This is a genomic window from Pseudarthrobacter sp. P1, from assembly GCF_050156935.1.
Taxonomy (GTDB): domain Bacteria; phylum Actinomycetota; class Actinomycetes; order Actinomycetales; family Micrococcaceae; genus Specibacter.
In genome coordinates this window covers 257801-272121 of sequence record NZ_CP189584.1, presented here as the reverse complement: position 1 = coordinate 272121, position 14321 = coordinate 257801, and the positions used below count along the sequence as shown (strand labels likewise).

General features: G+C 66.3%; 8 protein-coding genes and 1 tRNA gene. 4 read left to right on the top strand and 5 right to left on the bottom strand.

Going from position 1 to position 14321, the window contains the following annotated elements:
* The first annotated feature begins 45 nt into the window (after positions 1-45).
* A protein-coding gene (locus ACQCSX_RS01180) for an IS5 family transposase (RefSeq protein ID WP_427018939.1) occupies positions 46-889 on the top strand; the annotation gives its coding sequence in 2 pieces (ribosomal slippage) (positions 46-351 and positions 353-889; 843 coding nt in all).
* On the opposite strand, the gene ACQCSX_RS01175 is transcribed toward ACQCSX_RS01180, so the two are convergent.
* A complete protein-coding gene (locus ACQCSX_RS01175) occupies positions 886-1665 on the bottom strand; it encodes a type 1 glutamine amidotransferase domain-containing protein (protein WP_427017302.1) in 780 nt (259 codons plus the stop codon). The genes ACQCSX_RS01180 and ACQCSX_RS01175 overlap by 4 nt on opposite strands.
* Positions 1666-2092: 427 nt before the next feature.
* On the opposite strand from ACQCSX_RS01175, the gene ACQCSX_RS01170 reads away from it, so the two are divergent.
* Together ACQCSX_RS01170 and ACQCSX_RS01165 are read left to right on the top strand one after the other, a co-directional pair.
* A complete protein-coding gene (locus tag ACQCSX_RS01170) occupies positions 2093-3340 on the top strand; it encodes a helix-turn-helix domain-containing protein (RefSeq protein ID WP_427017301.1) in 1248 nt (415 codons plus the stop codon).
* Positions 3341-4114: 774 nt separating this feature from the next.
* Positions 4115-4801, top strand: a complete 687-nt coding sequence (locus ACQCSX_RS01165) for a hypothetical protein (RefSeq protein ID WP_427017300.1) — start codon at positions 4115-4117, stop codon at positions 4799-4801.
* Between the two features lie 701 nt (positions 4802-5502).
* Here ACQCSX_RS01165 and ACQCSX_RS01160 read toward each other — a convergent pair.
* Positions 5503-5583, bottom strand: a tRNA-Leu gene (locus tag ACQCSX_RS01160).
* A 173-nt stretch (positions 5584-5756) separates the two neighbouring features.
* Here ACQCSX_RS01160 and ACQCSX_RS01155 point away from each other — a divergent pair.
* Positions 5757-6359 carry an ANTAR domain-containing response regulator gene (locus tag ACQCSX_RS01155; RefSeq protein WP_427017299.1) on the top strand — a complete coding sequence of 201 codons (603 nt, stop codon included), beginning with the start codon at positions 5757-5759 and terminating at the stop codon, positions 6357-6359.
* Between the two features lie 183 nt (positions 6360-6542).
* On the opposite strand, the gene pyk is transcribed toward ACQCSX_RS01155, so the two are convergent.
* From pyk to gltB, 3 genes are all read right to left on the bottom strand, one after another.
* Positions 6543-8012 (bottom strand): pyruvate kinase, encoded by a 1470-nt coding sequence (gene pyk, locus ACQCSX_RS01150; protein ID WP_427017298.1) that lies wholly within the window; start codon positions 8010-8012, stop codon positions 6543-6545.
* Positions 8013-8079: 67 nt separating this feature from the next.
* Positions 8080-9537: a glutamate synthase subunit beta gene (locus ACQCSX_RS01145; protein ID WP_427017297.1), complete on the bottom strand. Its 1458-nt coding sequence runs from the start codon at positions 9535-9537 to the stop codon at positions 8080-8082.
* Positions 9530-14134: a glutamate synthase large subunit gene (gene gltB / locus ACQCSX_RS01140; RefSeq protein ID WP_427017296.1), complete on the bottom strand. Its 4605-nt coding sequence runs from the start codon at positions 14132-14134 to the stop codon at positions 9530-9532. The genes ACQCSX_RS01145 and gltB overlap by 8 nt, the downstream gene beginning before the upstream one ends.
* Positions 14135-14321: the final 187 nt, after the last annotated feature.

Here is a 14321-nt window from a genome sequence, read left to right as displayed (position 1 = left end):
TATTCCGTGTTGTCCGATGCCCAGTGGGAGTCCATTGCCCCGTTGATGCCCGATTCGTCGGGGAAACCGGGCCGACCCTTCAACGACCACCGGCTGATGACCGAGGGCATCATCTACCGCTACCGGGCAGGGATCCCATGGCGTGATCTCCCTGCCTATTTCGGGTCGTGGAAGACCGTGTGGAAGCACCACCGCCGCAACGCCGCCAACGGGACCTGGGACAAGGTCCTGGCGGCGTTGCTGACCCGCGCGGACACGGCCGGGCTGATCAACTGGGAGGTCTCGATCGACTCCACGGTCAACCGTGCCCACCAGCACGGCACGAACCTGCCCCGCCACACAGGGGGACCTGTCGAATTACAGGAATCTGCTCGACGAGCCTGAGGACCATGCCATCGGCCGGTCCCGCGGCGGGCTGACCACCAAGATCCACGCCCTGGTGGATGGCAACATGCGTCCCCTGGTCCTGCTGCTGGGGCCGGGCCAGGGCGGGGACTCGCCGATGTTTGAGAACCTCATGGAGGCCCTGAAGGTAGAAAGGCCCGGTCCCGGCCGGGCCCGCACCCGCCCGGACCGGGCCATGGCCGACAGGGCCTATTCCTCCAAAGCAATCCGGGCGTACCTGCGCGGGCGGGGCATCGAGTGCGTTATCCCGGAAAAGGACGACCAGAAGGCCAACCGGAAACGCAAGGGCTCCGCCGGGGGACGCCCCGTCAGATACGACAGGGACGCCTACAAACGGCGCAATGTGGTCGAGCGCAGCTTCAACACCCTCAAGCAATGGCGGTCCCTGGCCACCCGCTACGACAAACTGGCCCTCACCTACCGCTCAGCGGCCGTCCTGCACGCCGTCGTCATCTGGAGCGCCGCATTGGGAGACACGCCCTAGTGCTCGGCGCCTGCCGCAGCCGCCTTCTTGGCGTCCTTTTTGGCGTCCTTCTCGGCGCGCAGGGCCTCCGCCTCGTGCTGTTCCTCGGCCTTTTCCTGGTGGATGACCTCCGCGAGGAGCTTCTCCATCTCCTTGGCCACGCCGGCTGCGGAGGCCGGGTTCTGGCCGGTCACCAGCCGGTCGGCGACTACGACCTTTTCAGCGAAGACGTCGGCGGAGACATGGATCGCGCCCTGTTCCTCAAGCCGGTCTGCCAAGAAGAACGGGATGACCTTGTCCATCCCTGCGGCAACCTCCTCGTCGTTGGTGAAGGCTGCCACCTCCCGGCCCCCGACGAGCCGGAACCGGTTGGCCAGTTCCACGTTCACCAGGCCCGCCGGGCCGTGGCAGACCGCGCCCACCACGCCGCCGGCGTCGTAGACGCTGGCCACCAGGTTCTGCAAGCCTTCGCTGTCCGGGAAGTCCCACATGGCGCCGTGGCCTCCCACGAGGAAGACGGCGTCGTACTGGCCGGGATCAACGACGTCGACGCGGGCAGTGTTGTAGAGACCGGCGCGTGTGGCCTCGTCCTCCGTGAAGGCAACCTGGATGGGATCTTCCGGGTCCACCTCATCGTGCGGGGGCTGGCCGCCCTGGATGGATGCGAAGTCGACGAAATGCCCGGAATCCTTGAAGACCTTCCAGGGATGTGCAGCCTCGGCCACGTTGTAGCCGGTCTTCTTACCTGTATCGCCGATCTCGGAAACGCTGGTCAGTACCATGAGGATTTTCTTCATGACGTGCTCCTATCGTCCAACTTCCACCCTACGCCTAGCCCAATTCAGACGCTCCCTCCCCGTCTTAGAGGTGGTAGTCGCCTGCGCATCGAATCGCCCGTATGAGGCATCCTCGGCCGCAGCCAGATATTTTTGTTTAGCCATGCAGGCGCAGCGAACCGAGGCCCCCTCGTCACCACGCGGAATCGGCTTGGCGTGACTTTCCCGAAATTTGGTCCTCAAGCCCCTTGCCTGTCCACTCGCCAACTACAAACACTGGAAAGTTCCGAAAACGTGCCGAACGCGGCCCCGTCTGGCACCGGTGCGGCCGAGTCAGACGGCAAGGGCGTGCACAAAGTGCACACCCTCCTTTTCCACCCTCCGGGCGCAGTCCAAACCGGCGGGAGGCGTCAGTGGCGATCTCACCACTTGATGCAGCCGCCAGCCCATGACCACCACCACTGGTGGCCCCATGGCTTCCGGGTCCGGCCCTCCAGCACGCGATGATCTCGGCGATGAGCGGTCGACCATTTCCACGAGCGGCACCCCCGCCGCGGCCGGCGCCATGATCCGTGCCCGGCGAACGGCCCGCGGCTGGTCCCAACAGGCCCTCGCCGACGCCGCCGGGGTCTCGCGGAAGTTCCTCATCGACCTGGAAGCAGGCCACGACCGCGCCGAACTCGGCAAGACCCTCGCCGTCCTCACCGCCCTCGGCCTGTCCCTGGCCGCCACCGATCCGCTCCCCCGCGGCCGCGGGCATGACCCGGAACGGCGCGACTGCGGGGCCACCTTCACCCAACTGATCGCTGAGAAGGACTTCGAGTTCGCGGCCAAGATGCTCGCCGACTACGCCGCCGCATCCCTGAAGGCGGGCAGGCCCCTGCTCCAACGCCGCCCCCGGCTCAAGGACCGGCCCTGGTCCGCGGCCCTGGCCGGGATCACCGCCTACACCGCCCGCCGGCTCGGACAACCTGCACCGTCCTGGGCACGGCGCACCAAACCCCTCGGCGAGGCATGGATGCCGGCCGAGTCCTACCGGAGAGTCCGGGCACCCATGAAGGAACCCACCCGCTCCGAAACACCACCCGGGCTGGCCGCCATGAACGTCCTCATCCGCGAACGCAGCCTGGCCGCCATGAACGGCGGCGAACCCACCGCAGAACAGATCCGCGCCCTCCTCCACGAACCGGGCCGGCACCTGGCGGCCCAAGGCGTACACGGCGACATCAAACTCGTCGGTGGTGCCGCCCTCATCCTGCAGGGCATCGGCAACCACCCCACCGCCGACATCGACGCCAGCTACGCCAACAGGGACACGGTCAACGCCGTGGTCGCTGGCATGGCGTCCGACTATGATCTGGCCCCTGACTGGTTCAACTCCAATGCCGCGGCCTTCGTCCCGGACAACGCCACGTGGATCGACCTCGAACACCTCGACGGGCTCACCATCCAGGCCGCCGACACCGAAACCCTGCTGGCCATGAAGATCGCCGCCGAACGGGACAAGGACACCCTCGACATCGCCCGGCTGCTGCGCAAACCCAGCATCACCAACGCCGCCGACGCCGTCAACCTCGCCTACAACAAATACGGCGAACACTCCATCCCACTGGCAGCCGGCCGGGAGAACTACCTGATCGTCGTCGACGACGCCCTCGACGCGGCGGCAACACTCACGCCCGAAGCCGACCACTAGCCCATACGCCCCGCAACGCCGTCGGCCGGCGGGGATGTAGGAGCGAAGACACTTCGTGCGAATCGTTGAGCAGCCTTCCGGCGACGCCTCCAGAAAGAAGAGAGGCGGCATGATCGCTGGGACAATTCACATGGCAGACACGATTCAACGCACTTGGAAGGAGACTCCACGGCACGGGCAGAACCATCACCGACAGGTGGACGTCCCTCCGCATGCGGCAACCCGGACCAATGCAGCTTTCGGCATGGCATTTAGGGGACAGTGGGCCTCCGGGATGGTCCCATCGCCAGCACCAAGACGCCGCACAGGACGGCGGCACCGGCCAGCCAGGCTGGCCATGATTGAAGCGGCTGTACATAAGTCGGTCCCCCGGCAAGAAGCAGCCCGGACGGATAGTAGGTCAGCAGCCCGCCAATCATCAAGGGGACCGCACTTCCCCAACGACGACGACGCAGCAACACCAGCGCCAGGCATCCACACAGAATGACTGCAGATCCGCCCCCGACCATGATGGCCACGCCACCCTGAGGCATGCCGCTGTACAGCTCCGGATGTTCCTGGACATAGCCCAGATACCGCGCCGCATCCGACGTCCCTGCGGCGATGGACGACACGCCGACCACACACAGCACTCGCGATAAGAGAAAGGACGCCGTCTCAAGGAGAATCCTCATGCGGCCAGAGACTACCAGCACCACACTTCGGCCCGGTGCAAGCCAGCAATCGCGTCCCCTATGCGGGCCACAGACAACGGGGTGGGTTCATAATCGGAGCATGAGACTGGCTGGAATTCTCCCCGAAGACGCACCCGACCCTCGAACCGAGCAGGCCGAACGCCTGAAACTTATGCCCATCCCGGTGATGGGGCTCGTGCCCCAGCCCTCGCTGGAGGACACGAACACCATCGGTGTGACGTATGGACAGGACGATCGCGGCTACAGCGACATGACAGCCAGCATCACCTACACGCTCTGGCGAAACCCGGACGACCATTCCGACCCGGTCAACCTCGCGGACCTGGACGAGCCCACGCGCAGGGCGATCGAGGCCGTGCCGCCCTGGCCGCGGCCCGCATGGCTGGTCGAGCAGGTTGGACGGATGCACTACCCGCAGCTGTGGGAGGCCGTGTGGACCACCTGGCATCGTGACCCGTCCGAGCATTCAGCGGTGGCCAGCGTGCTGGTGGACCACGTCAACCACATCCTGATGAACCAGTTCCGGCAGGAACTCGGATCGGATACCAAACCGTGGGAAATGCCCGCGCCCGTCGTGACCGGCCGGATGGTCAACAGCCGGGTCCATGTGCTCGTCGGTGGCTTGGAAGTGCCTGCCGCGGAGGTCGACACGGACCCGTTCGTGTACGGCATCGGTGCGGACCTGGCAGGCGGTGGCGTTGTCACCGCTGTGGTTCCACGCACCTCGCTGGAACGCATTCGGATTGAGTTCACGACACGGGCATAAGGGCCATTCCGCGGAGCCTGGAAACCGGTCCCGCACCGCATCACATTCCGGCGCTGCCCCGCTATTCGAAATCTTCCACCAATTCCGTTCTTGACTGTCACCATTCCCGTATGCGCCCTCTGGCGGGCTTTCCCTTTGGCCCGCAAACCTCTTGCCCATCAGACGACACCCCAACCAATGGTGGAAGTTGGTTCGGTACACGTCCAGGCAGTTCTCGACTACAGCGACAGCCCGATGATGATGAACTGGCACTCCACAGCACCGAAGGCAGCCGACCAACAAGCCATCGCCCCGCCTCGCGTCTGAGGTAGCGGCCGACGCTGAGCCCACAGCCCCTGCGGTAGATCATGCTGATTGTCAGAAGTGGTCCGATGAACTCGCATGGATGATCCGCGGGAAGGGACGAAGGGATCCGGCCGTCCATCGAATTAGAGGTTGCCGGCGGCCAACGGAATCACGAATTTGTTTCGGAACATCATGTTGCCGACGGTCATTCCCCCGATGAACAGGTGTAGGGCAGAAAACTGGACCGCAGACCCAGGAATCGAGGACTCGCAATGACCAGCAGCCAGCGCAACCCACACGCCATGGGCCCGTAGATTCAGGGCCAACTGGCCGCGCCAAGTGCCCGTCGTGTGCACAGATTGGGAGATTTGTCCACAGTCAGAGGCCCAAAGGGCCTCTGACCTGCGGAAACGCTGTGCCCGAGGTGGGACTCGAACCCACACACCTCTCGATACTGCATTTTGAGTGCAGCGCGTCTGCCATTCCGCCACTCGGGCATGCACCATGTGGTGCAAAGCACAGCACTTGAAACGGGACTCATTCCCGAACAAGTGCGCGAAACCACTCTACATGCCGATAGGCTAATTCACAGAACCGGCGCAGCAGAGCCGGCCAGTACCCGCGGACTTTACGGTCCGCACCACCGAAGTATTGCTTTCAAGGAGCCCCTGTGTCTGAACCTACGGAATCCGCACCCACCACCCCCGCACGCCGTGTGGTGGTTGCCGAGGACGAGACCCTGATCCGCTTGGACATCATGGAGATCCTCCGCGGCGAGGGCTATGACGTGGTGGGCGAAGCCGACAACGGCGAGAAGGCCGTCCAGCTGGCCGAAGAGCTCAGGCCCGACCTGGTCCTCATGGATGTGAAGATGCCCGTCATGGACGGCATCACGGCCGCCGAGAAGATCGTCAAGGCCCGCATCGCCCCTGTGGTGCTGCTGACGGCCTTCAGCCAGAAGGAACTCGTAGAACGGGCCCGCGACGCCGGTGCCATGGCCTACGTGGTCAAGCCGTTCACCCCGGCGGACCTGATCCCCGCCCTGGAGATCGCGCTGTCCCGCCACGAGGAGATCCGCGCCCTGGAGCTGGAGGTGACGGACCTGCAAGAGCAGTTCGCCACCCGCAAGCTCGTGGAGCGCGCCAAGAGCCTGCTGACCACCAAGATGGGCCTGACGGAGCCGGAGGCGTTCCGCTGGATCCAGAAGACGTCCATGGACCGCCGCCTGAGCATGCGCGAGGTTGCCGAGACGATCATCAACCAGGTCAACTAGCGACGCCGGGCACGGTCTCGGCTCCGCTCGACCACCGGGGGCGGGTCAGCGGGTCTCGGCTCCGCTCGACCACCGGGCCCAGGCTCGACCACCGGAGACCACCGGCAACGACAAAGGCGGCCCGCACCATATGGTGCGGGCCGCCTTTGGTTTCGGCTTCGCTCAACCGGCGAGGCAGTTAGGTTATGCGGTGGGCCAGGGGCCGACCTTTTCCTTGGTGCCGCCACCCTTGGTGGTGTCGGAGAGGTCGCCCACCTTGTGCACCTTCAAGGAGTTGGTGGAACCGGCCTGTCCGGGAGGGGACCCGGCGGCGATGATGACGAGCTCGCCATCCTCGGCCAGCTTCATCTCCATTAGCGTGCGGTCGACCTGCTCGGTCATCTCGTCGGTGTGGTGCACCATGGGCACCAGCACCGGCTGGATGCCCCAGGTCAGGGCCAGCTGGTTGCGCACCTGCTCCACCGGGGTGAAGGCTAGGACGGGCTTCTTGGGGCGCAGGCGGGACAGGCGGCGTGCGGAGTCGCCGGACTGGGTGAACGCGGCGATGTACTTCGCGTCCAGCTGGTCGGCGATCTCGACGGCGGCACGCGTGATGGCGCCACCGCGGGTCTTGGGCTTGGTGCCCAGTTCCGGCACGCGCTCCATGCCGTGGACCTCGGTGGACTCGATGATCCGGGCCATGACCTTGACGGTCTCGATCGGGAACTGGCCCACGCTGGTCTCGCCGGAGAGCATGACGGCGTCGGCACCATCGAGCACTGCGTTGGCGCAGTCGGAGGCCTCGGCGCGCGTCGGGCGCGGGTTGTCGATCATGGATTCCAGGACCTGGGTGGCCACAATGACCGGCTTGGCCCAGCGGCGGGCCAGTTCGATGGCGCGCTTCTGGACAATCGGCACTTCCTCCAGGGGAAGCTCCACGCCCAGGTCGCCACGGGCCACCATGATGGCGTCGAAGGAATCGATGATCTCGGAGAGGTGCTCCACGGCCTGCGGCTTTTCGATCTTGGCGATCACCGGCACGCGGCGGCCTTCTTCGTCCATGATCTCGTGCACGCGGACAATGTCGCTGGCATCGCGGACGAAGGACAGGGCAACGAGGTCGACGCCGCGGCGCATGGCCCAGCGCAGATCGTCCTCGTCCTTTTCGCTCAGCGCCGGCACGTTGACGGCCACGCCGGGCAGGTTGATGCCCTTGTTGTTGGAGACCATGCCGGGCACTGTCACCTTGGTGACGACCTTGACGGCGTCGACGGCGGTGGCAACCAGGGAGACCTTGCCGTCGTCGATCAGCAGGGTGTCGCCGACGTTGACGTCCTCGGTGAGGCTCTTGAGCGTGGTGGAGCAAATGTCCTTGGTGCCGGGGACGTCTTCGGTGGTGATGGTGAAGACATCGCCGACCTCCAACTTGTGCGGTCCGTCCACAAAGCGGCCCAGGCGGATCTTGGGGCCCTGGAGGTCGGCCATGATGGCCACGGCCTTGCCCAGCTGCGTGGCAGCCTTGCGTACGTTCTCGTAGGTATTGTCATGCACGATGTAGTCACCGTGGCTCATGTTCATGCGGGCAACGTCGACGCCGGCTTCGAGCACCGCGAGGGTGTTCTCATAGCTGGCGATGGCCGGACCGAAGGTTGCAACAATCTTTGCGCGTCTCATATACCTACCCTAATGGTGTGGATTCTCTTCGAAAAAACGTGTCTCAAAACGGGCGTGCGGGGTGCACCTACAGCGCACCCATGGCGACGTCGGTCGGGGCGACCGGGGCGGGCAGGATGGTCCAGCCGTCCAGGTACTTGTCCATCGCGGCGGCAGCCGAACGGCCCTCGGCGATGGCCCAGACAATCAGCGACTGTCCGCGGCCCGCGTCGCCGGCCACGAACACGCCGTCGGTGTTGGTCATGTAGTAGCCGTCGCGGATGATGTTGCCACGGCCGTCGAGTTCGACCTTGATCTGCTCGTCGATGCCCTTGGGCTCGGGGCCGGTGAAGCCCAGGGACAGGAACACCAGATCCGCGGGGATTTCCCGCTCGGTGCCGGCCTTGGGGACGCGCTTGCCGTCGACAAACTCGGTCTCGGCCACCTTGATGGCCTTCAGCACGCCATCCTCGCCGATGAACTCAACGGTGGAGGCCAGGTAGGTCCGCTCGCCGCCCTCCTCGTGGGCGCTGGCCACCTCAAAGAGGGTGGGGAACGTCGGCCAGGGCTGGTGCGAGGCACGCTCGAGCGGGGGCTGCTTGCCGATGGCCAGGGTGGTCACGGAGGCTGCCTGCTGGCGGTGCGCCGTGCCGAGGCAGTCCGCACCGGTGTCGCCGCCGCCGAGGATCACCACATGCTTGCCCCTGGCATCAATCTGGTTCTCCACGGTGTCCCCGGCCACCACGCGGTTGGCCTGGACCAGGTAGTCCATGGCGAAGTGCACGCCGGAGAGGCCGCGGCCGGGAATGGTCAGATCCCGGGGCACGGTGGAGCCGGTGGCGACCAGGACGGCGTCGTAGCGGCGGCGCAGCTGCTCCCAGCTGATGTCGGTGCCCACCTCAACGCCGGGCCGGAACCGGGTGCCCTCGGCAGTCATCTGGGCCAGGCGGCGGTCCAGCTGCTCCTTTTCCATCTTGAAGTCCGGGATGCCGTAGCGCAGCAGGCCGCCGATGCGGTCGTCGCGCTCGTAGACGGCCACGGTGTGCCCGGTGCGGGTGAGCTGCTGGGCGGCGGCCAGGCCGGCCGGGCCGGAGCCGATGACGGCCACGGTCTTGCCCGTCAGGCGGGCCGGCAGCATGGGCTTGACCCAGTCGTTGTCGAACGCCGCATCGATGATGGACACCTCGACCTGCTTGATGGTCACCGCGGGCTGGTTGATGCCCAGCACGCAGGAGGACTCGCAGGGTGCCGGGCAGAGCCGCCCGGTGAACTCCGGGAAGTTGTTGGTGGCGTGCAGACGCTCGATGGCGTCCTCACCCTTGTCCCGCCAGACCAAATCGTTCCACTCGGGAATGAGGTTGCCCAGCGGGCAGCCCTGGTGGCAGAACGGCACGCCGCAGTCCATGCAGCGCCCGGCCTGGCTCTTGAGGACACCCTTTTCCTGGGCCTCGTACACCTCTTTCCAGTCCATGATGCGCACCGGCACGGGCCGGCGCGTCTGGGTCTGGCGTTCGCGGACCTTCAAAAAACCCCGGGGATCAGCCACCGGTAACCTCCAAAATCTTCTGCCAGACTTCCTCGGAATCCGGGTCAATGCCCGCATCCACGGCTGCCAAGCGCGTTTCCAGTACGGCGGCGTAGTCGCGCGGGAGCACCTTGGTGATCCGCGCGGCGGTAGCCTCGAAATCTTCCAGCAAGCGGAGGGCGACGGCGGAATCCGTCTCCTCCTTATGCTTGATGAGCAGGCCGCGGACAATGTCGCGGTCCTCGGCGTCCAGTTCCACCAGCTGTAGTTCGCCGGTGTCCAGCGCCGCCTTGTTGACCTTGGCCCGCTGGAGGTCAAGCACGAAGGCCGTTCCTCCGGACATGCCGGCACCAAAGTTGCGTCCGGTGCGGCCCAGGACCAGGGCCTGGCCGCCGGTCATGTATTCGCAGCCGTGGTCGCCAATGCCCTCCACGACGGCGGTGGCGCCGGAGTTGCGGACCAGGAACCGCTCCCCCACCTGCCCGCGGATGAACATCTCGCCGCTGGTGGCGCCGTAGCCGATCACGTTGCCGGCGATCACGTTGTCCTCGGCCGGGAAGACGTTGGTGCGGTCCGGGCGGACCACAATGCGTCCGCCGGAGAGCCCCTTGCCCACGTAGTCGTTGGAGTCCCCGAACATGCGCAGCGTGATGCCGGCCGGCAGAAAGGCACCCAGCGACTGGCCGGCCTGGCCGGTCAGCGTGATGTCGATGGTGTCAGGGCCCAGCAGCGTGGTGCCGAACGTCTTGGTGACGTGGTGGCCCAGCATGGTGCCCACGGAGCGGTCGGTGTTGATGACCGGAAGGGAGATCTTCACCGGAGTGCGCTCGGACAGCGCCTCGGCACTCATGGCGATGAGCTGGACGTCGAAGTGCTTCTCGAGCTCGTGGTTCTGGCCCACCAAATTGCGCAGCGGGGCGTCGGCGTCGAACTCGATGCCGTGCAGGATCGGGTCCAGGTCCAGGCCGTCGGCCTTCCAGTGGTTGATGGCGGCGGCCGCGTCCAGGAACTCGGCGTGGCCGATGGCCTCCTGAAGGCTCCGGAAGCCGAGGGAGGCGAGGATTTCGCGCACCTCCTGGGCCAGGAACTCGAAGAAGTTCACCACGAACTCGGGCTTGCCGGTGAAGCGCTGGCGCAGCTCGGGGTTCTGCGTCGCCACGCCCACCGGGCAGGTGTCCAGGTGGCAGACGCGCATCATGATGCAGCCCGAAACCACCAGCGGGGCGGTCGCGAAGCCGTACTCCTCGGCGCCCAGCAGGGCGGCGATGACGACGTCGCGGCCGGTCTTGAGCTGGCCGTCCACTTGCACCACCACGCGGTCGCGCAGGCCGTTGAGCATCAGCGTCTGCTGGGTCTCGGCCAGGCCGAGCTCCCACGGAACGCCGGCGTGCTTGAGCGAGTTCAGCGGGCTGGCACCGGTGCCGCCGTCATGCCCGGAGACGAGGACGACGTCGGCCTTGGCCTTGGTCACGCCGGAGGCCACGGTGCCGATCCCCACCTCGGAGACAAGCTTGACGTGCACCCGGGCGGAGGGGTTGGCGCGCTTGCAGTCGTAGATGAGCTGCGCCAGGTCCTCGATCGAGTAGATGTCGTGGTGCGGCGGCGGGGAGATCAGTCCGACGCCGGGGGTCGAGTGCCGCGTCCGGGCCACCCACGGGTAGACCTTCTGGGCCATCAGCTGGCCACCCTCGCCGGGCTTGGCGCCCTGGGCCATCTTGATCTGGATGTCCTCGGCGTTGGTCAGGTAGAGGCTGGTGACACCGAAGCGGCCGGAGGCAACCTGTTTGATCTTGGACCGGCGCGCCGGGTCCAGCAGGCGGTCCACGTCCTCGCCGCCCTCGCCGGTGTTGGACTTGGCGCCCAACTGGTTCATGGCGATGGCCAGCGTCTCGTGGGCCTCCTTGGAGATGGAGCCGTAGCTCATGGCTCCGGTGGAGAAGCGCTTGACGATGGACGAGACCGGTTCCACCTCATCGATCGAGATGGCCGGGCGGACGCCGTCCTTGAAGGCCAGCAGGCCGCGCAGGGTCATCAGCTTCTCGGCCTGGTCGTCAATGCCATTGGTGTAGGCCTTGAAGATGTCGTAGCGGCGTTCGCGGGTGGCGTGCTGGAGGCGGAAGACCGTCTCCGGGCTGAAGAGGTGCGGCTCGCCTTCGCGGCGCCACTGGTACTCGCCGCCGCCCAGCAGCGGGCGGTGCGGCTGCTCGACGCCGTCGGTCGGATAGGCCGTGGCGTGGCGGGCCGCCACCTCGGCGGCGATGACATCCAGGCCGATGCCGCCCAGCTGGGAGTGCGTGCCGGAGAAGTACTCGTCCACCAGGTCCTGCGCAATGCCCAGGGCCTCGAAGGTCTGGGCGCCGCAGTACGAGGCCACGGTGGAGATGCCCATCTTGGACATGATCTTCAGCACGCCCTTGCCCAGGCCCTTGATCAGGTTGTAGACGCCCTCCTCGGCGGTGACGCCGGTGATGTCGCCGGTGCGGATGAGCTCCTCGACCGATTCCATCGCCAGATACGGGTTGACGGCGGCGGCGCCGAAGCCCACCAGCACTGCCACGTGGTGGACCTCGCGGACGTCGCCTGCCTCCACCACCAGGGAGATCTTGGTGCGGTTGGCACTGCGCAGCAGGTGGTGGTGCACGGCGCTGACCAGCAGCAGCGACGGAATGGGCGCCCACTGGGCGTTGGAGTCGCGGTCGGAAAGGACCACATACTGCACACCACGGTTGATGGCGCCGGAGACCTGCTCGCAGATTTCCGAGAGCCGGGAGCGCAGCGAGGCCTCGCCGCCGTCGGGCTTGTACAGGCCGCGGACCTTCATGGCGATCTTCTCGCCGTCGGCGTTGGCGATGTTGGCGATCTTGGCCAGCTCGTCGTTGTTGATCACCGGGAAGGTGAGCGCCACCTGCGGCTGGGTGACCTTGCTGCGCGAGAGCAGGTTGCCATTGGGCCCGATGGAGGTGAACAGACTGGTCACCAGCTCCTCGCGGATGGCATCCAGCGGCGGATTGGTCACCTGGGCAAAGGACTGCACAAAGTAGTCAAAGAGCAGCCGGGGGCGCTTTGACAGCACCGCGATGGGCGTGTCCGAGCCCATGGCGCCCAGCGGCTCGGCGCCGGTGCGGGCCATCGGGCCGATCAGGATCTTCAGCTCCTCCTGCGTGTAGCCGAAGGTGCGCTGGCGGTGGTTGACCGACGCCGGCGTGTGCACCACGTGCTCGCGCTCGGGCAGGTCCTTCAGGGAGATGATGTTGTCCTTGACCCACTCGGCCCAGGGGTTGGCGCCGGCCGCCTCGGCCTTGATCTCCGAGTCGGAGATGATCCGGCCGGCGTCGGTGTCCACCAGGAACATCTTGCCGGGGGCCACACGGCCCTTCTTGACCACCTTGGCGGGCTCGACGTTGATCACGCCCACCTCGGAGGCGAAGATAACCAGGCCGTCCTCGGTGATCCAGTAGCGGCCCGGGCGCAGACCGTTGCGGTCCAGCGTGGCGCCGACGAGCGTGCCGTCGGAGAAGGACACGGCGGCGGGGCCGTCCCACGGTTCCATCAGCAGCGAGTGGTATTCGTAGAAGGCACGGCGGGCCGGATCCATCGTGGCGTGGTTTTCCCAGGCCTCGGGGATCATCATCATGATGGCCTGCGGCATCGGCCGGCCGGCGAGCCAGAGTAGCTCGGCCACCTCGTCGAAGGAGGCCGAGTCCGAGGCGCCGGGGGTGCAGATCGGGAACAGCTCTTCGGGGCTGTCGCCCAGCAGCGGGTGGGACAGCGTGGACTGGCGGGCACGCATCCAGTTCCGGTTGCCCTTGACCGTGTTGATCTCGCCGTTGTGCGCAATGGTGCGGAACGGCTGGGCCAGCGGCCAGGACGGGAAGGTGTTGGTGGAGAAGCGCGAGTGCACAATGCCCAGGCGGGTCTTGAAGCGCGGGTCGGAGAGGTCCGGGTAGAACGGCTCCAGCTGCGCGGTGGTCAGCATGCCCTTGTAGACGATGGTCTTGGAGGACAGCGACGGGAAGTAGACGCCGTACTTATTCTGCGCCCGCTTGCGCAGGCGGAAGGCGCGGGCGTCCAGCGCATTGGCCTCGCCCTCGGCGCCGCGCGCCGGGTCGATGGCGATGAACAACTGCACAAAGTGCGGCATGCAGGCCCGGGACATGGCGCCCACGAGGTCGGCCACGATGGGCACCTCGCGCCAGCCCAGGACTACCAGGCCCTCTGCTGCCGCCAGGGTTTCCAGACCGGTCCGTGCCACGACGGCCTCGGCCGGTTCGGCGGGGAGGAAGGCGGTGCCGACGGCGTAGGAGCCGGCGGCCGGCAGTTCAAAGTCCACCACAGCACGGAAGAACTCATCGGGGACCTGCGTCAGCAGGCCGGCGCCGTCACCGGTGCCCTCGTCGGCGCCCACGGCGCCGCGGTGTTCCAGATTGCGCAGCGCGGTCAGGGCCGAGGCAACGATGTCGTGCCCGGGCTCGCCGCGCAGCGTGGCAATGATGGCCAGGCCGCAGGCATCCTTTTCCGCATCCGGGTTGTAGAGGCCGCGGGCTTCTGGCATGGCGGCAAAGCGTTTGAACGGAGAAACAGCCTCCGGGGAACTGTTGCCTGTTGGGATTCGAGTCATGACAATCTGTCCTTCCCCCTGGTTGAGCGTATGGAGGGGACGACGTTGGCCCTAGCGCACCTCCGGACACGCGTGACTACCGGAGGCGGTGTTGTATCGAATTGTATGGCAGTGCCGGCATCGCAACTAGAGGCGCGTGCAGGCTGCCATTCCGCCGCCGGGGCTGGCGAAGATTGTTCCTTCACCG